Genomic DNA, 23,001 nt, shown 5'->3' on the forward strand with positions numbered 1-23,001 from the left:
TCGTGCCGCACTCCGGCGTCGCGCCGAAGCGGAACCGATGATGATCCGCGTGCGTCGCACCGGTCGGAGCGGTCGGCGGCACGAAGGGTGGGAGACCGTGTTCGGTGTGCGGCCAGAGACGTTGCGCGAGGCGTCGAAGGGGTTCCACGACGGCGCGGAGGCGACCGGTGACGGGGCTGAGCTGATCTCGCTGCTCCGGCTCGACGCGGACGCGCTCGGCCAGGTGCCCGCGGCGGCGGAGTTCGTCGACGCGCTGGCCCGCTGGTCGGGCGAGCAGTCCGACGACCTGCGCCGGGGATCGGCCTGGTACCGCGACGCGGGCGACGGCCTGGTCGAGAACGCCGACTCGTACCAGCGCGCCGACGACGACTCGACCACCTCGTTCCGCGACCTGGAAGGCGGTCTCGCGTGAGCCACGTCGACCCCGAGGTCCTGTACGGGCAGCTGGCGGCGGGCGACGCCGGCCGGGTGGCCGCCGCGGCCGACCCGATCAGCGGCGCGATGAGCGCGGTGGGCCGGGCGGGCGAGGCCGTGACGGCCGGCGGTCGCACCGCCACGTCGTCCTGGCACGGCGGCACGGCGGAGAAGTTCGCCGCCCGCGCCGACCTGTCGAGCCGGTCGGCCGCGGTCGCCGGCGAACGCCTGGGCGCGGGCGCGGAGATCGTGCAGGCCGCGTCGCGGGCGTACGCGCAGATGCGCGGCAGCGCCGACCAGCTGATCGGCTTCTGGCGCGGCCGGCCGCCAGGGCTGGACGAGGCGCAGACCCGTGAGCTGGCGAACCGGGTCAACGAGCAGCTCACCAACATCAGGGGCGGCTACGAGAACGTCCTGCGCTCCTACGCGTCGGCGCTGGCCACCGTGCGGCCCGGCTTCCAGGAGACGGCGGGCAAGGACGCGGGCTGGGCGGCGACGGCGGCCCCGGGCGCGCGCACCACGGCGGCCGTGCCCGGTCCGGGCACCGACCCGAAGCAGGTCGCCGCTTGGTGGAAGTCGTTGACCAAGGAGCAGCAGGACGAGCTGCTGCGCACCAAGTTCCAGGAGCTGGGCCGACTGCGCGGCCTGCCGTCCGGTGTCCTGGACCAGGCCAACCGCGCCCGCATCCAGGACGACATCCGGCGGTTCGGCGCGCAGAGCGACCGGCTCAAGGCGGAGATGGCCGCCCGCGCGCGGGAGCTGGGCCTCGACCCGGCCAAGTCCGACGACCTGACCAAGCTGCTGAACGACCCGCGGTACGCGGAGCTGTCCGAGCAGCAGAAGGAAGCCGCCACCAAGGCAGCGAACGCCGAGAAGGCCCAGCACAGCCTCTCCGACGCGGAGGAGAAGGCCAGGGGCAAGGGCTGGGCCGAGAGCGACGTTCGGGTGCTGGCCTACGACCCGTACGGCCCGCGCGGCGACGGCGGCATGGCCATCGCGTACGGCGACCCGGACACCGCCAAGAACCTCGCGGTGTGCGTGCCCGGCACCGGTTCGGAGCTGGACAGCTTCTCCGTCGGCCAGGCCGCGAACCTGCGCGAGGCGATGGGCGCGGACGGCAACGCGACCATCCAGTGGCTGGGCTACGACGCGCCCGGCTGGTCGCCCGGCGAGGTGGACAACCCGGCGCAGGCGCGGGAGGGCGGCCGGAACCTCGTCGCCGACGTCGACGGCTACCGCGCCGCCGCCGAGGCCGCGGGCAACCGCCAGCACCTGACCGTGGTCGGCCACTCGTACGGCTCCACGACCGTCGGCTACGCGGGCATGAACGGCCTGGCGGCGGACGACATCGCGTTCGTCGGCTCGCCCGGCGTGGGCGCGTCGAACGTCGACCAGCTCTCGGTGGGCCCCGGCCACGTCTACGCGGGCGCGACCGAGCACGACCCGGTGGTGCAGGGCACCAGTTCGAGCTGGTTCACCGAGGACGGCTCGTCGGTCGGGCCGTACGACGACCGGTTCGGCGCGAAGGTGTTCGGCACCTCGGGCTCGACCATGATCGACGGCGCGCACTCGGCGTACTACGACCCGAAGTCCGAGTCGGTGCGGAACCTGGCCCGCATCGCGACCGGCGACGGCGGCTCGGTGACCGACCAGAAGTGGTACGACTCGCCGATCGGGCCGTCGCTGCCCGGTTCGCACCTGCCCGGCGTCGGGCCCGTGGTGGACGCGGTCGGCAGCGTCGGCGCGGGCGCGGCGGACCTGGTGGGCGACGCGGGCGCCGGGCTCTACAACGCCGGGCGCGAGGCGTGGCGGGGCAACTGGTCCGAGGCGGGCACCGGCCTGGTGAACACCGGCAAGGAGGCCGTCAGCGACACGCTCGACGTGGTGGTCGGCGGTGTCGGCGACGTGGTCGAGGCCGGCCGCGACGTGGTGGAGGGCGCGAAGGGCGCGTGGGACAGGACCGTGGGGTCCTGGTTCTGAGCGGTGCGCGAGCCCCGGCTCACGCCTTGCGGCACGCGCGGATGGTCTGCACCGCCTCGGCGTCGTCGAGCTTGCTCTCGTCGCGCTTGTGGACGGTGCAGACCAGCTTGTCGCCGACCGCGGTGCCGGGCGGCACCTGGTCGAGGTGGGCCCACGGGTCGCTGATCGGCGAGCCGGGCTGGTCCTGGTCCAGCTTGAGGGACACCCGGCCCGGCCCCCGCTGCCCGGACACGAGGTCCTCGCCCGGCTTCACCGCGGTGACCTCGAACCGGACGTCGCCGCTCCAGTCGCCACCGCCGCCGCACGCCGCGAGGAACCCGATCGACACCACGACCACACCCGTTCTGAACGCCTTCACCCGGCGAGCTTAGCCAGGCCGCGCACCGGTTTCCGGCGAATCCGGGCACCTCGACCGCACGCCGGCACGAGGTCCGCGCCAGGGGTGGGTGCGGTCAGAAGCGCAGCACCGGCAGCAGGCCGGACAGGTCGGCCCGGCTGCCCGACGCGGTGACCCGCGCGTCCTCCAGCGCCGTCGCCCAGTCCAGCCGGCCGACCGCCAGGCTCAGCCACGTCCGCGGGTCGGTCTCCACGACGTTCGGCGGCGTGCCGCGCGTGTGCCGGGGGCCCTCGACGCACTGCACGGCGGCGAACGGCGGTACGCGGACCTCGACGCTGCGGCCCGGCGCGACCTGCTCCAGGGTGCGCAGGCTGAGGCGGACCGCCGCCGCCAGCACGGGCCGCTCCGGCTGGTCGGCGGCGCCCTCCAACCAGGGCAGCACAGCGGCGACGGCGGCGCGCAGCTCGTGGGGGTCGACCGGTTTCGACGGCATCCGACCAGGCTAGCGGTGCGGCGGAGCGCCTGGTCAGAGCCCGGCCGACCGCACGGCCTCGGCGAGCAGCTCCTCCACCTGGTGCGCCAGCCGGCGCGAGTCGGTCGGCGAGAAGGTGCTCCACGGCACGGACCCGTTCGACGCCCGGCGCTGCTGGAGGTAGCGGCCGTCCTCGGTGTCGAAGAACGCCACCACGCGGTCCGGCCGGCAGCGCTTGCCGTACCGGTCACGGGCCGCCGCGCCGAAGTTGCCGGTGTGCACGAGGCCGGTGAACATCTTCACCAGCGTGGCCGCGTCCTCCTGCCGCACGCCGTGGCCGCGCAGCGAGTTCTCCAGGCTCTTGGGCGAGCCGTCGGACTTCTGCACCGCCGCCTCCAGGTCGGCGCTGGGCATCGTCACCGAGTGCCCGGTGCCCGCCGGGTGCGCGGGCAGCGTGGCCAGCACCGCCGACGGCAGCCCGCTGCCCGCCGCGCGGCGGAACGTCAACCGGTCGTCGGCCAGCGTCGCCACCGCGCCGTGGTCGCCGTTCGCCACGGCCAGCACGCGGACGCTCTTGCCCACCCACACCCGGCCGTCGACCTCGCGCTCCGGCCGGAAGAACAGCCGCAGCAGGTAGTCCAGCTCCGGGTGCAAGCCGGTCGGGCCGCCGAGGCCGCGCGCCCCGATGCCGTGCCACACCCGGCGTTCCAGCTCGGCCCGCTCCGCGTGCGTCCTGCCCGGCGACGGCACCTTGATCACCAACGGCATGGGGCCGAGGTCGAGGCGTTCCCACAGGACGTCGAACTCCTCGGCGGAGAGGGTGATCGGTTCCCGCTCCGCCTGCCCCCCGAAATAGGTCACTGCTGCTCCAGGTCGACCAAGCACCGGCCCCACCCCGACGGTGGGGCCCACCAACCGGTCCAGGCCAGGTCCGCGCGGGACCTGGCCTGGACGCCACGACGTCGGACCTACCTCGGGGTCTCCCCGATCACCGGCGGCGCGACCAGGCGGTCGTCGCCGAACACGTCGTCCGCCTCGACCAGGTAGTCGGCGGACTTGTGCTCGATGTCGTCCTCGCCGTTCGCGCCGTGCCCGGCGCCCGCGCCCATGCCGCCCGCGCCGGGGCCGCCGGGACGACCGGGCGCGCCACCGCCGGGACCGGCCGGACCACCGGGGCCGGCGGGACCGAAGCCGCCGACACCGGTCATGCCGCCGCGACCGGGCGCGGCGCTCGGCTGGCCGCCGGGCGCACCGGGACCACCGGGCGTGCCGAGCCCACCGGGACCGCCGGGCGCACCGGGGCCGAACCCGCGACCCTGACCGCCGGGGCCCTGGCCGCCGGGGCCCTGACCGCCGGGTCCGGGCAGACCGGGGTGGCCGGGCAGGCGGGGACCGGGCATGCCGGGTCGAGGGGGCAGGCCCTTGGACGTCACCGGGGGACCGCCGTTCGGCGGTCCTCCGCCCGGCGGCAGCCACGCCGGGACCGGCACGCCGGGCGGCTTCTGACCGGGCACCGGCCCACCGCCGGGCGGCGGGAAGGCGGGCGGGGGCGGAGGCGGCGGGGTCGGCGGCGCCCACGACGGGTGGGTGTTGCCGCCACCCGGCGGGACGATGCTCGGCGGCGGCGCGACCGGCGGCGGCGGCGCGACGGGCGGCGCCGACGAGGTCCGCGTGCTGCCGCCGTCACCCGGCGGGGTCCACGTCTGGGAGCTGGTGTAGTTCGCGCTGCTCTGGTTGTAGCTGCCCGGACCACCCGGCGGCGGCGTGTCGATCACGACCTGCGGCGGCGGCACGAACTCGCCCAGCGTGCCGCTGTTCCACTCGCTGCTGGACTGGTAGTTGTTCATCACCTCGACGGCCTTGGCCTCGGCGTTGTCCTGCGCCGCTTCCTGGGCCTCGTGGTCCTGCTGCTGCTTGATGACGTGCATCATGCCGATCGGGCCGGACAGCGCGCCGAGGATCTTGTCGCCGGTCGACGGCGCCTCGGTGGTCACCGGCACCGGCTCGGGCATCTGCTTCCGGGCGTCCGCGATGTACTCGCCCTGGAGCTGCGCGGACGTCTTCATGGTGTCCGAGCCCTGCTTGGCGTCGCCCGCCCAGGCGGCCAGCGGCGACAGCGCGGCCTGCGTCTCCTCGGCGGTGGAGCCCTCCCACTTCGCGCCGAGCTTGCCCAGCGCGGCGTGGATCGACTCGTCCACTTCGGCCAGGGCGTCGGACAGGCCCTTCCAGCCGTCCTCCACGGGACGGGAGGCGGCGACGCCGGGCCCTTCGTTGATCATGCGGTGCAGATCGGGGTGGGTATACCCGCGCCAGCGGTGGTCACCCATCGTGCTCGCCCCCCTCGGGTGCGTGGTCCATCACGGTCAGTCGTTGTGGATGCGTCCCCAGGACGCCACGTTGTCGCCCTCGACGCGGCGGTAGTCCGCCTCGATCGCGGTCAACTGGTCGACGCAGCCCTGGAGCTGGTCGCGGTAGGCCAGGATCGCGTTGATCGCCGCGGCGTCACCCGCGTCGAAGGTGTCCCGGTTGAACGCCTCGGCGGTCTCCTTGCTGACCGGGTCGCCCGCCCACGGGCGCGCCTGCACGGCGGTCAGCGCGCTGCGGATCTCCGGCTCCAGCCGGGCCAGCGCGTCCATGAAGACCTTGCGCGCCTCGGGGATCGCCGTGGGATCGACGCTCAGCTTCTGCTGCTTCCCGCTGTACTCGGGCGGAGTCGACGTGGACCCCCCACCACCATCCGCGATGAACACGGCACACCCTCCTCAGTGCTGCACAGACCCCAAGCGTGTGCATTCGGGACGACTCTAGCTCTGATGCACGACGCGGGTGGTCGGTTCCCGTCGCGAAGGGAGTAGTTGGAGTAGTTCTACTTGGCCATCAGCGTTGCCACGATCGCGCCGGCGACCCGGGGCGCGAGTTGGCACAGGGTGTCGACGTCGGTCTCGCCGAAGCTGCCGATGTTGGCGTCCACCATCTGGCCGTCGGAGACGTCGACCGCGACGACGCAGCTCGGCGCGCGGCCCGGTCGCTTCACCAGGACCGCCGGGAAGCCGCCGACCTCCAGCTTCTCGGCCTCGTCCCGCTTGGCGCTCCCGGTGTAGAACTCCAGGCCCTCGGTGGTGATCACGGTGGCGCCGACGATGTACTTGTGGTCGGCGCGGTTGAAGTAGCAGACCGACCAGTCGAGGTTCGGCACGGTGCTCTTCCGCGGCGCCTGGTCCGCGCCGAACTCGGCGCGCTGGGCCTCGGTGAGCAGCGTGCACGGGTCGACGTCCCGGACGTTGATCGTCTTCGGGCGCTTCTTGGGCTCGGCGGCGGACCCGGACCGGCTCGACGACGGCGGCGCGTCCGACGTCCCGGACGACCCGGTCGGTGCGGAGGCCGAGGTCGGGGAACCGGTCGTGGTCTGGGAGCAACCCGCGAGCAGCAACACGGCGGCGAGGATCGGCACGGCACGGCGCATGGGGCCAACGTATCGGACCACCGGGCACGGAGCGTCGCGAACGCGGGCACTCGCGTCACTCGTCAGCCGCATTGCCAGGCGTCACCCGGCCGGGAAACGCTCATCAGCGAGAGCCGCCGCCCTCGGATGGGGAGGAGCCATGCGCTCACGAGCAGCACCGCTCGTGGCGGCCCTGGTGCTCGCGTTCGCCGTGCCGGACGCCGTCGCACAGCCCGTCGCGCCACCCGCCGCGCCGCTCACCGGTCCGGGCGGTGGCGCGCCGCTCACCGGTCCGGGCGACCTCGGTCGAGCCGCCCCGCCGCCCGTCACGGCGACCGACCTCGCCGTCACCGCGTCGCCCGGTTCGGCGGTCGCGGTCCCCGACTGGCGGATGCAGTCCAGCGCCCGCGCCGCGCAGGGCGGCGACGTGCTCTCCAGGCCCGACTACGCCGACACCGGGTGGCTCACCGTGCCCGCCCGCTCCACGGTCCTCGCCGGGCTGGTCGCGAACAACCGGTACCCGGACCTGACCCACGGCGACAACCTCAAGCGGGTCGACCGCGCCGACTTCGCCGTCCCCTGGTGGTACCGCAAGGTGTTCAGGGCCGAGCCGACCGACGGCGCGCACGCCTTCCTCCGGCTCGACGGCGGCGTGATACCGCGCGGCGAGGTGTGGCTGAACGGCACGCTGGTCGCCGGGTCGGACCGGGTCGTCGGGGCGTACCCGACGCACGAGTTCGACGTGACGCGCCTGCTGCGCCGGGGCGACAACGCGCTGGCCGTCCGGGCCTCGCCGGCCGACCCGCGGACCGACCTCGCGATCCACTTCATCGACTGGGCGCAACTGCCGCCGGACCGCAACCAGGGCCTGTTCCGGGACGTGCGGCTGACCGCGTCCGGGCCGGTCTCGCTGCGCCACCCCCGCGCCACGGCCGACCTGCCGCTGCCGAGCCTGGCGTCGGCGGCGGTGACCGTGGAGGTGGAGGCGCGCAACAACACCGACGCGCCCGTGACCGCCGAGGTGACCGGCACGATCGGGCTCGCGCCGTTCCACCGGAGCGTGCCGCTGGCGGCGCGGCAGACCACGACGGTCTCGTTCACGCAGACCGTCGAGCGGCCGCGGGTGTGGTGGCCGTTCGGGCTGGGCGCGCAGCCGCTGTACACGGCGTCGCTGGAGGCGACCGCGGGCGGCACGCGCTCGGACGTGGCGTCCACCCGGTTCGGCGTGCGCGAGGTGACGTCGTCGCTGGTGGACGGCGGCGGACGGCGGTTCTTCGTCAACGGCGAGCCGTTCCTGGTGCGCGGCGGCGGGTGGGCGTCGGACCTGTTCCTGCGCACGGACGTCCGCAGGATCGAGGACCAGTTGACCCTGGTGCGCGACATGGGGCTGAACACCGTCCGGCTGGAGGGCAAACCGGAGAACGACGAGCTGTACGACCTCGCGGACCGGCTCGGGATCATGCTGCTCACCGGCTGGGAGTGCTGTTCCAAGTGGGAGGACTACGACTCGTTCGACGCCGAGGACAAGCGGGTCGCGGGCGAGTCGGCGGAGAGCGAGGCGCGGCGCGTCCGCAACCACCCGTCGATGCTGGGTTTCCTGATCGGCAGCGACGCCGCGCCCGGCGCGGAGCTGGAGGGGATCTACCTGGACGCGCTGGAGCGCGCCGACTGGGACCTGCCGGTGATCTCGTCGGCGAAGGCGCTCGCCTCGCCGCGGCTGGGCCCGTCCGGGCTGAAGATGGCGGGGCCGTACTGGTGGGTGCCGCCGAACTACTGGTACGACAAGCGGTTGGGCGGCGCGTCGGGGTTCGCGTCCGAGATCGGGCCGGGCCCGACCGTGCCGGAGCTGGACGAGCTGCGGAAGTTCCTCACCCCGTCGGACATCGCGCGGCTGACCGACTACGACGCGGTGCAGTACCACCTGTCGCCGTCGACCACGTTCAACCGGTTCTCGTCCTGGGGCACGGCGCTGGACCGGCGCTACGGCCGGCCGTCGTCGCCGGAGGCGTTGGCGCGCAAGGCGCAGCAGGCCAACTACGAGGCCAACCGCGCGCAGTTCGAGGCGTTCGGGCGGAACTCCTCGGACTCCTCCGCGCCGGCCACGGGCGTCATCTACTGGATGCTGAACGACGCCTGGCCGACGATGTACTGGCACCTGTTCGACTACCACCTCGCCACGGCCGGGTCGTACTTCGGCGCGAAGGCTGCGCTGCGGCCGCTGCACGTGCAGTACTCGTACGACGACGGGTCGCTGGCGGTGGTCAACACCGGCTTGGCCGACGTGCCCGGCCTGAGCGTGCGGGTGACGCTGTTCAACCTGGACGGCACGGTGAAGGCGGACGAGGCGCGGCCGGTGACCAGCCGCGCCAACGGCGCCGTGCGGGTCGGCGCGCTGCCGCGCCCGGACGGGCTGTCCACCACGCACTTCGCGCGGCTGCTGCTGACGGACGCCCGGGGCGCGGTGGTCGACCGGAACGTCTACTGGCTGTCCACGAAGCCCGACCTGCTCGACTACGCCGCCTCCACCTGGTACCACACGCCGCAGACCGCGTACGCGGACTACCGGGAGCTGGACCGCCTGCGCCCCGGACGGGTGGCGGTGACCACGGCGGCGAAGGACGGCGGCACCGAGGTGACGCTGCGCAACACCGGCACGTCCGTGGCGTTCTTCGTGCGGGCGTCGGTGCGCAAGGGCGTCGGCGGACCGGAGGTGCTGCCGACGCGCTGGAGCGACAACTACGTGACGCTGTGGCCGGGCGAGTCGGTGACGCTCGACGCCCGCTACCGCGCGGCCGACCTCGGCGGCGCGACCCCATCCGTGGAGGTGACGGGCCACAACGTCGCCCGGATCGTGCGCTGAGCGCGGAGAACGTAGCCTCGCCCCGTGGGCGACGACACGGGGCGGGGCGGCATCCGGGCGGCGCAGGTGGTGCCGGGACGGCCGGAGCTGGCGCGCGTGGTCGACCTGGCCGTCGAGGAGCGACCCGGCGAGGTCGTGGCGGACGGGCTGCTGGCCGGCGTGTGCGGCACGGACGTCGAGATCGTGCGCGACGGGTTCGGCGCGGTGCCGCCGGGCCGGGACGCCATCGTGCCGTTCCACGAGTCGCTCGGCCGGGTGGTCTCCGCGCCGGACGGGTCGGGGTTCGCGGTGGGCGACCTGGTCGCCGGCGTCGTGCGGCGGCCGGACCCGGTGCCGTGCCCGGCGTGCGCGGCGGGCGCCTGGGACTTCTGCCGCAACGGCCGCTACCGGGAGCGCGGCATCAAGGAGCTGGACGGCTACGGGATGCGGCGGTGGAGCGTGCCGCCCGGCTTCGCGGTGCGGCTGGACCCGTCGCTCGGCGACCTGGGCGTGCTGACCGAGCCCGCGTCCGTGGTGGCCAAGGCGTGGCGGCGGGCCCGCCTGCTGTGGGAGCACTCCCACCTGCCCGCGCGCTCGGTGCTGGTGACCGGCGCGGGGCCGATCGGGCTGCTCGCCGCGCTGCTCGGCGTGCAGGAGGGGTTCGCGGTGCACGTGGTGGACCGGGCGACCAGCGGGCCGAAGCCCGACCTGGTGCGGGCGCTGGGCGCGGCCTACCACACCGACGTCGACCAGGTCACCGCCGACGTGGACGTCGCGATCGAGTGCACCGGTGTCACGGCGCTGATCCGGGGCTCGGTGCTGCGGGCGTCCGTCACCGTGCTGGCGGGCATCACCGGCGACCAGGACCCCGTGCCGCTGGACCCGAGGGTGTTCGACGACGTCGTGCTGCACAACAAGGCCGTCGTCGGCACGGTGAACGCGGCCCTGGCCGACTACCGCGCCGGGGCCGACGCCCTCGCGCGGGCCGACCGGGGCTGGCTGGCCGGCCTCATCACCCGCCGCGTGCCGCTGGACGACTTCACCGACGCCCTCGACCGCCGGGAGGACGACGTCAAGGTCGTGGTCGACCTGGCCTGAGCGACCGGGGGCGCGGCGACCGGACGGCCGACGGCACCGTCCGACGGCGACACCGCCCCACCGCCCGGCGGGGTGGCGCCGCGCCGCTCAGCGGCGCAGCATCTCGTCGATCTCGGCGGGCTTCATCGGCTTGGCGAAGAACCAGCCCTGACCGGTGTCGCAGCCGATCCGGTGCAGGCGCTTGGCCTGCGCGGGCGTCTCGACGCCCTCCGCCGTCACGCCGAGCCGCAACGCGTGCGCCAGCTGCACCAGCGTCGACACGATCTGCACGTCGACCGCGTCCTCCTCGTCGGCCGCGCGCAGCCCCTCCATGAAGGAGCCCGCGATCTTCAGCTCGTGCACCGGCAGGTGCTTGAGGTAGGCCAGGTTCGAGTAGCCCGTGCCGAAGTCGTCGATCGCGATCCGCACGCCCATCTCCGACAGCGCGCGCAACGCCTCCAGCGGCTCGTCGGCGGTCCCCATGATCGCGCTCTCGGTCAGCTCCAGCTGGAGCTGGTTCGGCGGCAGGGCGCACTCGTCGAGGATCCGCTTCACGTCCCGCACCAGCTCCGGGTCGCGGGACTGGCGCACGGCGAGGTTCACGCTCACGAACGGCGCGCTCTCGCCGAACTCCTCCCGCCACCGCCGCGCCTGCTCGCACGCCCGGCGCAGCACCCACCGGCCCAGCGGCACGATCAGGCCCGTCTCCTCGGCCAGCTCGATGAACCGGTCCGGCGCGAGCCGCCCGAACTCCGGGTGCTGCCACCGCACCAGCGCCTCGACGCCGACCACGGTGCTGTCCTCCAGCCGCACCAGCGGCTGGTAGTCGACGTAGAACTCGTCGCGCTCCAGCGCCGCGGGCATCGTCGCGGAGAGCGTGAACCGGGCGACCTCCTTGGCGTTGCGGTCCGGGTCGTACAGCGCCCAGCGCGACTTGCCGTCGGCCTTCGCCCAGTACAGCGTGATGTCGGCGTCCCGCATCAGGTCCGCCGCGGTGGTGCCGGCCAGCGCGCGCTCGACGATCCCGATCGACGCCGACACCGTCAGCTCGTGCCCGCCGATCCGGATCGGCGACTCCAGTTCCCGTAAGACGCGGTCGGCGACGTCCACGATGTCCTGGGTGTCGCGCGAGCCCTCCACCAGGATCACGAACTCGTCGCCGCCCATCCGCGCGACCAGCTTGCCGTCGCCGGACACCGAGTGGTCGAGCCGCCTGCCCACCTCGACCAGCAGCTGGTCGCCGATGTCGTGGCCGAGGCTGTCGTTGATCACCTTGAACCCGTCCAGGTCCAGGTAGCACAGTCCCGCGCGCCGCCGCGCCCGGTTGTTGAACACCCGGCCCAGCCGCTCCAGGAACAGCGCCCGGTTCGGCAGCCCGGTCAGCGGGTCGTGCAGCGCCTGGTAGCGCAGCCGGTTCTGGAGCAGGTGCCGGTCGGTGACGTCCTCGATCATCGCCACCTGGTACTGCGGGTCGCCGTGGTCGTCGCGCACCAGCGACAGCGTCAGGTGCGTCCACACCTGCTCGCCGTCCGCGCGCCGGAACCGCTTCTCCGCCCGGTAGTGGTCGCACTCGCCCGCCGTGAGCTGGTCGTACAGCCGCCAGACGCCGGAGCCCTCCTCCGGGTGCATCAGGTCGCGGATGTTGTACTGCCGCATTTCCTCGACGCTGAACCCGAGCATCTCCTGCAACGCCTGGTTGACGTCCAGGATGCGGCCCTCGATGTCGGCGATGCCGATGCCGATCGCGGCCTCGGTGAACATCGCGCGGAACCGCGCCTCGGACGCCCGCAGCGCCGCTTCGGCCTGGTCGCGGGCGTCCAGCACGGCCGCGCGGATCGCCTCCTGCTCGGCCAGCGTCCGCTCGCGCAGCGCACGCGCGTACCCGGCGGCCAGCGCGCCCTGCAACGCGGCCAGCCGGGACCGCATCAGCTCGTCCGGCGCGATGCCCAGCTCGGCCAGCAGGTCGTCGCCGAGCAGCTGGACGCTGCGGCCCAGCGTGTCCGTGCCGGTGAAGTGGGCCTCGACCAGGCGTGCGCCGATCTCGTAGCCGGGCGCCGTGCGGAACGGGCTCGCGTACAGCGCGTGCACCAGGACCTCGGTCAGCGCCTGGAGGTGCTCCGCGACCTCGGCCCTGGTCATCGGGACGTAACTGCTGCCGATCACCGCGGTGGCCCAGGTCCGCGCGAACGACTCCGCCCCGGCCAGTACGGCGGGGTCGAGGTTCGATCGGCCTGGAGCTGCCACCCGATGGTCAACCTGTTCCGTCATGTCCGTCGGCCTACCGCCACAACGCAGAGGATACGGCCGGTCTCGTTGCGAGGTCGACAACCAAGGTACAGACCATTTCGTACGACACCATCAGGGCTTCCGTCCCATCGCGCCGAATCCGAGGAAGTGCGCGGAGTTCCCGTCCACGTCGTCCGGCGACTCCGGGTGCCACAGCGGCAGGCGCGCCACACCCGGCTCCACCAGGTCGAACCCCGCGAAGAACGCTTCCAGCTCCCGCTTCGTCCGGTACGTCATCTCGCTGACGCCCCGGTTGTACACGCCCTTGGCCTCGTCCCACGCCGGGTCCCACTCGCCCTCCTCGTACCCGGCGTGCGAGAGCGCCAGGTAGCTGCCGGGCGGGATGGCGTCGCGGTAGGCGGCCACGATGCCGCCCGGATCGTCCGAGTCGGGCACGAAGTGCAGCAGGGCGACCATCAGCACGGCGATCGGCCGGTCGAAGTCGAGCAGGTCGCGCACCTCGGGCGACTTCAGCACGCCGCGCGCGTCGCGCACGTCGGTCTGGAGCACGGCGACCGACTCGTTCCCGGTCAGGATAGCGCGGCTGTGCGCGACCGCCACCGGGTCGATGTCGACGTAGACCACCTTCGCGGTCGGGTCGACGGCCTGGGCGATCTCGTGCACGTTGCCGACGGTCGGTATGCCGGACCCGAGGTCGAGGAACTGCCGGATGCCCCGCGCGAGCAGGTAGCGCACCGCGCGCCGCAGGAAGGCCCGGTGGTTGAGGATGACGTTCTTGAGCACCGGCACGTCGCCGAGCACCTTGTCGCCGACCGCCCGGTCGACGGCGAAGTTGTGCGCGCCGCCCAGCCAGTAGTCGTAGACCCGCGCGATGCTGGGGCGGCCCAGGTCGACGTCGCCCGGTGCCCAGGCCGGCCGGTCCGCGTGCTCCACGTGCGCTCCTTCGGTTCCTCACCGTCGCGGTGACCCCCACATCATGGGCCAATCCGGTGAGTTGGCACACCGTTGGTTTGCCGACGGCTCGGATTCGGTCGTCCTGGCGCCGGTCACCCGGAAGAATGCCCCTCCGGTGGGCTACCGGGAAGCGCGGGTGTGGCGGGTGTTGACGTGACCGGGGTGTTGTTCGTGGTTCCGCGACGCGCGGGCGGTCGCCGGTCGTCGGCTGCCGCGCCGGGTGCGCCCGGCGCGTTCCGGCTGGTCGGGAGGGGGCCGCGGGTCGTGGGCCGGTGCCCGTCGGAGGGTCGGGCGGGCACGTGCGGCGGCCCGGCGGGTGGCGCGGGCGAGGGGCCGGGCACGCGGCGGCCGGGCGCTCGCGCCGGGCGGACGGCGGGAGGAGGCCCAACGGCCTGGTCCGGGCGGCGGCCATCGGCGGGCGCGCGGGCCGGGCACGACCGGTCGCGGAGCGTCGGCCGCCGGATCGCCCGATCGGTGGCACCACCGGGTCGGCCCACCGGTCCGGTGAGGGGCTGACGTGCGCGGCGGACGGTTGTTGCTCGCGGCCAGCGTGGCCGCGGCGATCCTGGTGACCGTGGCGACCACGGCCGTGCTGCTGTGGGTCGAGCCGAAGCTGTCCAAGGCGGAGGCGATCAAGACCGGCGGGCTCGCGGGCGGCGCGGTCGTGGCCCTGTACGCGCTGTGGCTCAACGACCGGCGGCGGCGCACCGAGGAGGCCCGGCACGAGCTGGAGAGCGACAAGGTCGCCGACGAGCGGTTCGCGCGGGCCGTGGAGATGCTCGGCAACGACGCCGACCAGGTGCGGGTCGGCGCGATGCACGCGCTGGCCGGCCTGGCGCGGTCCACGCCCCGGTACAAGCAGACCGTGCTGGACGTGCTGTGCGCGTACCTGCGGCGACCGTTCACGCACCCGGCGTTCGCGCGCCGGCCGGACGACCCCGACCAGGCGTTCCACCCCCGCGAGCAGGTCGCGCCGGTGGCCGGCGGCCCGGCGGGGAGCGCGGCCGAGGTCCCGGCGGGCGAGCGCGGCCCGACCCCCGAGGAGGACCGGGAGCGGACGGTGCGGCTCACCGCGCAGCGGCTGATCACCGACCTGCTGCCGTGGGGGCGCGACACCGACCCGACCCTGTACCACCTGGACCTGACCGGGGCGAGCGTCGAGTACCTCCGGCTCGAAGGCCGCCGCATCGGGCGGCTCACGGCGCGGCGCACGCGGTTCCACGGGATCACGACGTTCCGCGAGGCCCGGTTCGGCAAGCCCGCGCTGTTCTCCGGCGCGACCTTCCACGGTCGCGTCGACGTCCGGGACGCCCGGTTCCCCGGCGGGATGTCGTTGCAGGACGCGGCGTTCGGGCGCGAGGTCGACCTACGGGGCGCGGAGGTGGGCCTGTTCCTGCACCTGCCGCCGACCCCGCCGGAGCGGATCGGGACGCCGGCCGTGACGCCGGGCACGCGCGTGAAGGCCGACCCGACGGGCTGGGTGCTAACCGGCGGTGAGCACGCGACCTTCGAGCACCATGTCGAGCAGGACGGCGGCGGCGGCGCCGACGGTACCGCCGGTGACGACCGATGAGCCGGTGACCGGCGCGGCCTCCAGCGCCACGAAGCGGGCGCGGCTCTGCTTGTGCCGGAACGACTCGGGCACCAGCGCCACGCCGAGGCCGAACCCGACGAAGTCCAGCAGCGAGTGCACGTCGTTGACCTCCACCGCCACCCGGCGGTCCACCCCGGCCTCCGCGAGCGCGCGGTCCGTGTCCTCGCGGGTGCCCCAGCCTGGGTTGAAGTCCACGAAGGACTGACCGGCCAGGTCGGCGAGCCGGAGCGCTTCCCGCTGCGCGAACGGGTGATCCGCCGCGCACGCCACCACCATCGGCTCGCTGTCCACAGTGGACGAGCGCAGGTCGCCGACGTGCGCGGACGCGACGAACGCGAGGTCCAGCCGGCCGGCGCGGACCGCGTCGACCAGCTCGTCCGAGCCGGCCTGGCGCACGCGGACCTCCACGCCGGGGTGCAGCTCGTGGAACCGGGCGAGCACGGCGGCCAGGTGGACGGCGTGCAGGCACTGGATGCTGCCGACGGCCAGCGTGCCGCGCAGCAGCCCCTGCACGGCCGCCACCGCGTCGCGCGCGGCGTCGACGGCGGCCAGCGCGCGGCGCGCCTCGACCAGCAGGGCGCACCCGGCCTGGGTCAGCTCGACCTGGCGGGTGGAGCGCACGAACAGCGGCGCGCCCAGCTCGACCTCCAGCGCGCGGATCGACGCGGACAGCCCCGACTGGGCGACGTGCATCCGCCGCGCGGCCCGCGTGAAATGGCACTCCTCAGCCACGGCGACGAAGTACTCGAGCTGGCGCAGTTCCACGATTCATCACCCGTACTGCTGAATGGCATCAGGTCCTTCTGTTGGACAGCTTAATGCGCAGGGCGCAGGCTGGCGGCGGGAAGAGCACCACCGGGAGGGAACACCACCATGCGCCAGCGCCGGATCGCGGACGTCGAGGTCAGCGCCATCGGCCTCGGCACGATGCCGATGTCGTTCACCGGCAGGCCGCCGAGGGAGCGGTCGATCGCCACCATCCGGTCGGCCGTCGAGGCGGGCGTCACGCTGATCGACACGGCCGACGCGTACTCGGCCGACGACACCGACTTCGGGCACGGCGAGGAGCTGGTCGCCGAGGCGCTGCGGGGCGTCGACGGCGTCCTGGTCGCCACCAAGGGCGGCCACGTCCGCACGCCCGGCGGCGGCTGGGCGCTGGACGGGCGGCCCGAGCACCTGAAGGCGGCCTGCGAGGCGTCGCTGCGCCGGCTGGGCGTCGACGCGATCGACCTGTACCAGTTCCACCGGCCGGACCCGGAGGTGCCGACCGCCGAGTCCGTCGGCGCGCTGGCCGACCTGCTGGACGCGGGCAAGATCAGGTACGCGGGCGTGTCCAACTTCGACGTCGCGCAGATCCGCGAGGCCGACGACGTCCTGGGCGGTCGGCTCGCGGCGGTGCAGAACCAGCTCTCGCCCGCGTTCCGCTCCAGCGAACCGGAACTGGCGCTGTGCGCGGACCTCGGCATCGCCTTCCTGCCGTGGAGCCCGCTGGGCGGGATCGGGGCGGGCGGCGACCTGGGCACGCGGTTCCGCGCGTTCGCCGAGGTGGGCGCGGACCGCGGCGTCAGCCCGCAGCAGGTGTGCCTGGCGTGGCTGCTGGCCAAGGCGCCCGTGGTGATCCCGATACCCGGATCGTCGCGACCGGACAGCATCCGCGACTCGGCCGCCGCGGTGCACCTGGAGCTGTCCGACGAGGAGCTGAAGCGGCTGGACGGGTGAACGCCGGCATGCGGAAGCGGGAGGGAAGCGTGAGTATCTGTGTTGGATTGCCGCGACTCCGTCGCGGCGGCTCGGCCGCCCTGTGGTCGGGCCGTCGCGCCTCATTTCCCGCCGATCGAAAAGCGTGATCGGCGGGAAATGAGGCGCGACAACCCGACGGCGGCCTCGCGGCGCGGGAGCAGGTGGGCGGCGTGGGAGCAGGGAGGTGTGGAGCGGCGCGGGGGGTGTGGGGGAGCGACCAGGGCCGGTGAGAGTGGAGGTGGCGTGGTGGCCTGGTTCGGCGAGTCGGGTCGGTTGGGTCGGTGGGTTGATCGGGTTGATCGGGGTGATCGGGGTGATGGGGTGATCGGGTTGCGTGGGGATGACGTCGGGATGGCCGTGCCGGTCCGGTTCCGTGACTGATTAACACGAACTCTGGATGTTCGGTTAGGGCGGCGGCAGACTGCCCCACGAGTCACCACCCTGCACTGGCTCGAAAGGTATCGCGATGAGAGCAGTCCCGACCGGCGTGGCGGTCCTCGTCACCAGCGCCGTCCTCACCCTGACCACCGCGCTCGTCCCGGCCGCCGCGACGCCCGCCGCGGAGGACCACGCGATGGGCTCGCAGATCGCCAAGCACGAGGGCAACCGCGACCAGCGCGTCGTCATCGACACCGACCCCGGCGCCCGTGCGGTGGTCTACGGCATCGACGTGAGCAGCCACCAGGGCAACGTCGACTGGGCCCACTGGTGGGGTCAGGGCAAGCGGTTCGCCTACGTCAAGGCCACCGAGAGCACCACCTACCGGAACCCCTACTTCGCCCAGCAGTACAACGGCTCGTACCGGGTCGGCATGATCCGCGGCGCGTACCACTTCGCCCTGCCCGACCGCTCGTCCGGAGCCGCCCAGGCCGACCACTTCGTCGACAACGGCGGCGGGTGGTCGCGCGACGGGAAGACCCTGCCCGGCGCGCTCGACATGGAGTACAACCCGTACGGCTCCACCTGCTACGGGCTGTCGAAGGCGTCGATGGTGGAGTGGGTCAAGGCGTTCAGCGACCGCTACCACGGCCGCACCGGCCGCTGGCCCGTGATCTACACGTCGACGAGCTGGTGGAACCAGTGCGCGGCGGGCGACTTCAGCTCGACCAATCCGCTGTGGGTGGCGCGCTACTCGCCCAGCGTCGGCACCCTGCCCCACGCGTGGGCCTACCACACGATCTGGCAGTACTCGTCGTCACCGATCGACCAGAACGCGTTCAACGGCTCCCACGACCGCCTGCAAGCCCTGGCCAACAACACCTGACCAGGCCACTCCCCGCTCCCGCGCCGCCCACCTGCTCCCGCGCCGCGCGAGGCCGCCGTCGGGTTGTCGCGCCTCATTTCCCGCCGATCACGCTCTTCGATCGGCGGGAAATGAGGCGCGATGGCCCGACCACAGGGCGGCCGAGCCCGCCGTCTGCGAAGCAGCGGCAATCCAACACAGCGGGAAATGAGGCGCGATGGCCCGACCACAGGGGCGGCCGAGCCGCCGCGACGGAGGAGCGGCAAATCAGACACAGCTCTACGCCCTGCCCAACCGCTCCCGCCCCAGCTCCCTCTCGTCGCCAGCTCCCTACTAGTCGCCAGCTCCCTCTCGCCCCAGCTCCTCCTCGCCTCGCCCTGGCCTCACAACACCCGCTCAGTCGAACAACGCCGGCAGCGTCCCTTCCCAGGCCGCGCGCAGCTCGGCCAGCGGGAGGCGGCCCAGGTCCTGGACCTCCAGCGCGTCCGACTCCGGGTCGACCACGCCGACCTTGCGCCACGGCAGGCCGCGCGCCGTGCACATGTCGGTGAACCGCAGCTCCTCCGTGCGCGGCACGGCCACCAGCACCCGGCCGGCGGACTCGCTGAACAGCTCGGTGAACAGGTCGCCCTCCAGGAACACCCGCGCGCCGGTCTCGCCGATCAGGCAGGTCTCCACCAGGGCCTGCGCCAAGCCGCCCTCGGCCAGGTCGTGCGCGGCGGACAGCATCCCGTCCCGCGAACCGGCCACCAGGATCTCGCCGAGCAGCTTCTCGCGCGCCAGGTCCACCTTCGGCGGCACGCCGCCCAGGTGGCCGTGCACCACGTGCGCCCACTCCGAGCCGCCGAACTCCGGCCGGGTCTCGCCGAGCAGGAGCAGCGTCTCGCCCGCCTCCGCGCCGACCCCGGTCGGGATGCGGCGGCGCACGTCGTCGATCACGCCCAGCACGCCGACCACGGGCGTCGGCAGGATCGCCGTCGCGCCGGTCTGGTTGTAGAAGCTGACGTTGCCGCCGGTCACCGGGATGCCCAGGGCGACGCAGCCGTCCGCGAGGCCCTTCACGGCCTGCTCGAACTGCCACATCACGCCGGGGTCCTCGGGCGAGCCGAAGTTCAGGCAGTTCGTCACGGCGACCGGGGTCGCGCCGCTGGTCGCCACGTTCCGGTACGCCTCGGCCAGCGCGAGCTGCGCGCCCGCGTACGGGTCGAGCCGGGTGTAGCGGCCGTTGCAGTCCGTGGACAGCGCCACGCCCCGGTTGGTCGACTCGTCGATCCGGATCATGCCCGAGTCGGACGGCTGCGCGAGGACCGTGCCGCCCCGCACGTACCGGTCGTACTGCTGGGTGACCCACCGCTTGGACGCCAGGTTCGGCGACGCCGCCATCGTCTTCACCAGGTCCAGCAGCTCGTCCCGAGCCGGCCGGGGCAGCGCGTCCGGGGTGTTCGCCCGGAGTTCGTCCTGGTCCGCCGGGCGCTCGATCGGCCGGTGGTACACCGGGCCCTCGTGCGCGACGGTGCGCGGCGGCACGTCGACCACGACCTCGTCGTGCCAGGTGATGACGAGCCGGTCGCCCTCGGTGACCTCGCCGATCTCGGTGGCGATCACGTCCCACTTGGCGCAGACCGCCATGAACGCGTCCACGTCCTCGGGCCGCACGACCGCGCACATGCGCTCCTGCGACTCGCTGGACAGCACCTCCGCCGGCGTCATGCCGGCGGCGCGCAGCGGGACCCGGTCCAGGTACACCCGCATGCCGCCGTCACCGGCGCTGGCCAGCTCGCTGGTCGCGCAGGACAGGCCCGCGCCGCCGAGGTCCTGGATGCCGACGACGAGCTTCTCGCGGAACAGCTCCAGCGAGCACTCGATCAGCACCTTCTCGGTGAACGGGTCGCCGACCTGCACGCTGGGGAGCTTCTTGCGCTTGCCCGCCGTGTCGTCGAACGTCTCGCTCGCCAGCACGCTGACGCCGCCGATGCCGTCCAGCCCGGTGCGCGCGCCGTACAGGATGATCTTGTTGCCGGTGCCGCTGGCGTGCGCCAGGTGCAGGTCCTCGACCCGCATCGCGCCCACGCACAAAGCGTTGACCAGCGGGTTGCCCGCGTAGGTCGCGTCGAACACCACCTCACCGCCGATGTTGGGCAGGCCGAGGCAGTTGCCGTAGCCGCCGACGCCGGCCACGATGCCCGGCAGCACGCGGCGGGTGTCCGGCGCGTCGGCGGGACCGAACCGCAGCGGGTCCATCACGGCCAGCGGCCGGGCGCCCATCGCGAGGATGTCGCGCACGATGCCGCCCACGCCGGTCGCCGCGCCCTGGTAGGGCTCGACGTACGACGGGTGGTTGTGGCTCTCCGCCTTGAACGTGATCGCCCAGCCGTCGCCGATGTCCACGACGCCGGCGTTCTCGCCGATGCCCGCGAGCATCTTGGCCCGCATCTCGTCCGTGGTGGTCTCGCTGAAGTACTTCAGGTGCACCTTGGACGACTTGTAGGAGCAGTGCTCGCTCCACATCACCGAGTACATGGCGAGTTCGGCGTCCGTGGGGCGGCGGCCGAGGATCTCCCGGATGCGGGCGTACTCGTCGTCCTTCAGGCCCAGCTCCTTGTAGGGCTGCTCCTGGTCGGGCGTGTTCTCGGCGTTCTTGACGGTGTCCGTGGTCATGCGCTTACCACCGCGTCGAGCAGGGACAGGAACAGGCCGAGCCCGTCGTCGGTCGGGCCGGTGAGCGCGTCGATCGCGTGCTCGGGGTGCGGCATCAGGCCGACGACCCGGCCGTTGGCGCTGGTGATGCCGGCGATGTCGTTGCGCGAGCCGTTGGGGTTGCCGCCGACGTAGCGGAACACCACCCGGCCCTCGCCCTCCAGCTCCGCGAGGGTGTCCGCGTCCGCCTGGTAGCCGCCCTCGCCGGACTTGAGGGGCACGAGGATCTCGGCGCCCCGCTCGTAGCGGCTCGTCCAGGCGGTCTCGGTGTTCTCGACGCGCAGCCACTGGTCGCGGCACACGAAGTGCAGCTTGTCGTTGCGCGTCAACGCGCCCGGCAGCAGGTGCGCCTCGCAGAGGACCTGGAAGCCGTTGCAGATGCCCAGGACCGGCATGCCCTTGGCGGCGGCGTCGACCACCTCGCGCATGACCGGCGCGAACCGGGCGATCGCGCCGGCGCGCAGGTAGTCGCCGTAGGAGAACCCGCCCGGAACGATCACGGCGTCGACGCCCTTGAGGTCGTGGTCCGCGTGCCAGAGCGGGACGGCCTCGCCGTCGGCGTACTTCACGGCACGGGCGGCGTCGACGTCGTCCAGCGTGCCGGGGAACGTGATGACCCCGACCCTCATGCGTCGATCCGCCTGACGACCCAGTCCTCGATCACCGGGTTGGCGAGGAAGGACTCGGCGATCTTGGCGAGTGCTGCGTCGTCGACGTCGTCGGCGACCTCCAACTCGAAGTGCTTGCCCTGGCGGACACTGGCGATTCCGTCGAAACCAAGGCGGGGCAGCGCGTTGGCCACCGCCTGTCCTTGCGGGTCGAGGATTTCGGGCTTCGGCATGACGTCGACGACGACTCGGGCCACGACAGGCTGCTCCCTGGTAGGAGGGCTGGCGGTACCGGCAGAGCCTACCTGAGCTGGGTGTTCATCAACTTCGCAGGTGGCGGGCGGCACAGGCGCACCGGGATTCACCTGATCGGAACGGGCGCGCGGCCACGCCGGGCTGTTAACCTGGTCGCAGCTTCGGCCCGTAAGCCGGAGAAGTGAGCGCGGTCCCCCTCCGGACGGTCGGCGGCCGCGCTTCGCGCTGTTCAGGGCCAATCCAACCGGATCACCGAGCCGATCACCGGCGCCGCGCGACGAGCCCATTCACCACCTGCGCCGTGGCACCACACCGCGATGTCCGCCAACCACAACAACGGCTCGGCCGCGCTGTCCAGGTGCTCGTACACCACACCGGTCTCGCTGGCACATTTCCCCAGCGCGTGCCGAATGGTGAGGTCGTCGTGCGCGTTCCGCCCCTGCCGGCTGTCGAGGACGAGCCGTCGACCGTCGACATCCAGCAGGTCGTCGACCAGCCGCGCCAAGCACGCCTGCCGCGCCTTCTCCTCGCCGCTTCGACAGCCGGCCCGGTAGATGTCGACCCGGACCTGCCACGCCGACACCCGCGAGATGATCAAACGTCGCCGGGCCGGTTTCTCCTTGTAGAAGTGCAACTCCCGCTGACCGGGGAACAGCAGGGCACGCAATTGGGCCCGCAGCGGGTTCAGCCTGTCCGGTCGGACGACGGCGGCCGCGAGGTAGTACGTGTCGTTGCGGCGGGACTCGTCGACGAACGCGTGCACTGTCACGGCCGTGCATCGGCACCCTCCAGTGCCGACTGGAACGACTCCGCCCGAACGTGTGTTCGCGCACCGATGCCGCTCGGGGAGCCCGATGGCGCGGCGGCGGCGCTGTCAGCGCACAGGCGCACCGGGATTCACCTGATCGGAACGGGCGCGCGGCCGTGACTCGCTGTTGCCGTGCGGTCAGCTCCCGCCCGCGAGCCGGAGAAGTGGGCACGGTCCACGTCCGGACGGACGTCGGTCGGGCTCGCGCTGTTCGGGCCCGCGTGCCGGGCTCGCAACGGGCCGTGGGCGTCCACCGCGAAACGGGCGCGGCGGGATGGCGTGTTCGCTGTGGGC

The 23,001-nt window shown here is 73.3% G+C and carries 20 protein-coding genes; 7 read left to right on the forward strand and 13 right to left on the reverse strand.

Features of this window, described 5'->3' with window-relative positions:
- The first annotated feature begins 106 nt into the window (after nt 1-106).
- Both C8E97_RS00220 and C8E97_RS00225 read left to right on the forward strand, forming a co-directional pair.
- Nucleotides 107-412 carry a hypothetical protein gene (locus C8E97_RS00220; protein ID WP_246018576.1) on the forward strand — a complete coding sequence of 102 codons (306 nt, stop codon included), beginning with the start codon at nt 107-109 and terminating at the stop codon, nt 410-412.
- Nucleotides 409-2,394: an alpha/beta hydrolase gene (locus tag C8E97_RS00225; protein WP_121000481.1), complete on the forward strand. Its 1,986-nt coding sequence runs from the start codon at nt 409-411 to the stop codon at nt 2,392-2,394. Before C8E97_RS00220 ends, C8E97_RS00225 begins: the two co-directional genes overlap by 4 nt.
- A 19-nt stretch (nt 2,395-2,413) precedes the next feature.
- Here the strand turns inward: C8E97_RS00225 and C8E97_RS00230 are convergent, their stop codons facing one another.
- From C8E97_RS00230 to C8E97_RS00255, 6 genes are all read right to left on the reverse strand, one after another.
- The gene (locus C8E97_RS00230; RefSeq protein ID WP_121000483.1) at nt 2,414-2,752 is read right to left on the reverse strand and encodes a hypothetical protein; all 339 of its coding nucleotides are present in this window, start codon (nt 2,750-2,752) and stop codon (nt 2,414-2,416) included.
- 94 nt (nt 2,753-2,846) lie between these two features.
- Complete coding sequence (locus C8E97_RS00235) at nt 2,847-3,224, reverse strand: sterol carrier family protein (RefSeq protein WP_121000485.1); 378 nt, start codon at nt 3,222-3,224, stop codon at nt 2,847-2,849.
- A 33-nt stretch (nt 3,225-3,257) separates the two neighbouring features.
- Nucleotides 3,258-4,064, reverse strand: coding sequence for an ESX secretion-associated protein EspG (locus tag C8E97_RS00240; protein WP_121000488.1), 807 nt, complete (start codon nt 4,062-4,064; stop codon nt 3,258-3,260).
- A 107-nt stretch (nt 4,065-4,171) separates the two neighbouring features.
- Nucleotides 4,172-5,482: a PPE domain-containing protein gene (locus tag C8E97_RS36390; RefSeq protein ID WP_170211545.1), complete on the reverse strand. Its 1,311-nt coding sequence runs from the start codon at nt 5,480-5,482 to the stop codon at nt 4,172-4,174.
- 84 nt (nt 5,483-5,566) lie between these two features.
- The gene (locus tag C8E97_RS00250) at nt 5,567-5,953 is read right to left on the reverse strand and encodes a transcriptional regulator (RefSeq protein WP_121000492.1); all 387 of its coding nucleotides are present in this window, start codon (nt 5,951-5,953) and stop codon (nt 5,567-5,569) included.
- A gap of 116 nt (nt 5,954-6,069) precedes the next feature.
- Nucleotides 6,070-6,666 carry a DUF3558 domain-containing protein gene (locus C8E97_RS00255; protein ID WP_170211547.1) on the reverse strand — a complete coding sequence of 199 codons (597 nt, stop codon included), beginning with the start codon at nt 6,664-6,666 and terminating at the stop codon, nt 6,070-6,072.
- Nucleotides 6,667-6,805: 139 nt separating this feature from the next.
- On the opposite strand from C8E97_RS00255, the gene C8E97_RS00260 reads away from it, so the two are divergent.
- Nucleotides 6,806-9,505 carry a glycoside hydrolase family 2 protein gene (locus C8E97_RS00260; RefSeq protein ID WP_147454964.1) on the forward strand — a complete coding sequence of 900 codons (2,700 nt, stop codon included), beginning with the start codon at nt 6,806-6,808 and terminating at the stop codon, nt 9,503-9,505.
- A gap of 24 nt (nt 9,506-9,529) precedes the next feature.
- Nucleotides 9,530-10,582, forward strand: coding sequence for an alcohol dehydrogenase catalytic domain-containing protein (locus C8E97_RS00265; protein ID WP_246018577.1), 1,053 nt, complete (start codon nt 9,530-9,532; stop codon nt 10,580-10,582).
- Nucleotides 10,583-10,669: 87 nt separating this feature from the next.
- On the opposite strand, the gene C8E97_RS00270 is transcribed toward C8E97_RS00265, so the two are convergent.
- On the reverse strand, nt 10,670-12,829 hold the full coding sequence (locus tag C8E97_RS00270) for a putative bifunctional diguanylate cyclase/phosphodiesterase (RefSeq protein WP_211346882.1): 2,160 nt from the start codon (nt 12,827-12,829) through the stop codon (nt 10,670-10,672).
- Nucleotides 12,830-12,919: 90 nt separating this feature from the next.
- Complete coding sequence (locus tag C8E97_RS00275) at nt 12,920-13,741, reverse strand: SAM-dependent methyltransferase (RefSeq protein WP_121000498.1); 822 nt, start codon at nt 13,739-13,741, stop codon at nt 12,920-12,922.
- Between the two features lie 538 nt (nt 13,742-14,279).
- Between C8E97_RS00275 and C8E97_RS00280 the strand changes: the two genes are divergently transcribed.
- On the forward strand, nt 14,280-15,335 hold the full coding sequence (locus C8E97_RS00280) for a pentapeptide repeat-containing protein (protein WP_211346883.1): 1,056 nt from the start codon (nt 14,280-14,282) through the stop codon (nt 15,333-15,335).
- On the opposite strand, the gene C8E97_RS00285 is transcribed toward C8E97_RS00280, so the two are convergent.
- The gene (locus C8E97_RS00285; RefSeq protein WP_121000500.1) at nt 15,246-16,121 is read right to left on the reverse strand and encodes a LysR family transcriptional regulator; all 876 of its coding nucleotides are present in this window, start codon (nt 16,119-16,121) and stop codon (nt 15,246-15,248) included. The two genes, C8E97_RS00280 and C8E97_RS00285, sit on opposite strands and share 90 nt — an antisense overlap.
- A gap of 108 nt (nt 16,122-16,229) precedes the next feature.
- Here C8E97_RS00285 and C8E97_RS00290 point away from each other — a divergent pair, with 108 nt between their 5' ends.
- Together C8E97_RS00290 and C8E97_RS00295 are read left to right on the forward strand one after the other, a co-directional pair.
- Nucleotides 16,230-17,075, forward strand: a complete 846-nt coding sequence (locus tag C8E97_RS00290) for an aldo/keto reductase (protein WP_121000502.1) — start codon at nt 16,230-16,232, stop codon at nt 17,073-17,075.
- Between the two features lie 487 nt (nt 17,076-17,562).
- Nucleotides 17,563-18,360 carry a lysozyme gene (locus C8E97_RS00295; RefSeq protein WP_121000504.1) on the forward strand — a complete coding sequence of 266 codons (798 nt, stop codon included), beginning with the start codon at nt 17,563-17,565 and terminating at the stop codon, nt 18,358-18,360.
- Nucleotides 18,361-18,735: 375 nt separating this feature from the next.
- Here C8E97_RS00295 and purL read toward each other — a convergent pair whose 3' ends face one another.
- From purL to C8E97_RS00315, 4 genes are all read right to left on the reverse strand, one after another.
- Nucleotides 18,736-20,997 (reverse strand): phosphoribosylformylglycinamidine synthase subunit PurL, encoded by a 2,262-nt coding sequence (purL, locus tag C8E97_RS00300; RefSeq protein ID WP_121000506.1) that lies wholly within the window; start codon nt 20,995-20,997, stop codon nt 18,736-18,738.
- On the reverse strand, nt 20,994-21,665 hold the full coding sequence (purQ, locus tag C8E97_RS00305) for a phosphoribosylformylglycinamidine synthase subunit PurQ (RefSeq protein ID WP_121000508.1): 672 nt from the start codon (nt 21,663-21,665) through the stop codon (nt 20,994-20,996). The genes purL and purQ overlap by 4 nt, the downstream gene beginning before the upstream one ends.
- Nucleotides 21,662-21,901, reverse strand: coding sequence for a phosphoribosylformylglycinamidine synthase subunit PurS (purS, locus tag C8E97_RS00310; protein ID WP_121000510.1), 240 nt, complete (start codon nt 21,899-21,901; stop codon nt 21,662-21,664). The genes purQ and purS overlap by 4 nt, the downstream gene beginning before the upstream one ends.
- Nucleotides 21,902-22,128: 227 nt before the next feature.
- Nucleotides 22,129-22,668, reverse strand: coding sequence for a DUF3800 domain-containing protein (locus C8E97_RS00315; protein WP_121000512.1), 540 nt, complete (start codon nt 22,666-22,668; stop codon nt 22,129-22,131).
- Between the last annotated feature and the right edge of the window lie 333 nt (nt 22,669-23,001).

The organism is Saccharothrix australiensis, from assembly GCF_003634935.1.
In the GTDB taxonomy this organism is placed as follows: domain Bacteria; phylum Actinomycetota; class Actinomycetes; order Mycobacteriales; family Pseudonocardiaceae; genus Actinosynnema; species Actinosynnema australiense.

Excerpts from the sequence above, each read along its gene's own strand:
- C8E97_RS00290 (WP_121000502.1), top strand. The coding sequence starts at position 16,230 with ATGCGCCAGCGCCGGATCGCGGACGTCGAGGTCAGCGCCATCGGCCTC.
- purL (WP_121000506.1), bottom strand. The coding sequence starts at position 20,997 with ATGACCACGGACACCGTCAAGAACGCCGAGAACACGCCCGACCAGGAG.
- C8E97_RS00260 (WP_147454964.1), top strand. The coding sequence starts at position 6,806 with ATGCGCTCACGAGCAGCACCGCTCGTGGCGGCCCTGGTGCTCGCGTTC.
- C8E97_RS00270 (WP_211346882.1), bottom strand. The coding sequence starts at position 12,829 with ATGACGGAACAGGTTGACCATCGGGTGGCAGCTCCAGGCCGATCGAAC.
- C8E97_RS00295 (WP_121000504.1), top strand. The coding sequence starts at position 17,563 with ATGAGAGCAGTCCCGACCGGCGTGGCGGTCCTCGTCACCAGCGCCGTC.
- C8E97_RS00235 (WP_121000485.1), bottom strand. The coding sequence starts at position 3,224 with ATGCCGTCGAAACCGGTCGACCCCCACGAGCTGCGCGCCGCCGTCGCC.
- purQ (WP_121000508.1), bottom strand. The coding sequence starts at position 21,665 with ATGAGGGTCGGGGTCATCACGTTCCCCGGCACGCTGGACGACGTCGAC.
- C8E97_RS36390 (WP_170211545.1), bottom strand. The coding sequence starts at position 5,482 with ATGATCAACGAAGGGCCCGGCGTCGCCGCCTCCCGTCCCGTGGAGGAC.
- C8E97_RS00255 (WP_170211547.1), bottom strand. The coding sequence starts at position 6,666 with ATGCGCCGTGCCGTGCCGATCCTCGCCGCCGTGTTGCTGCTCGCGGGT.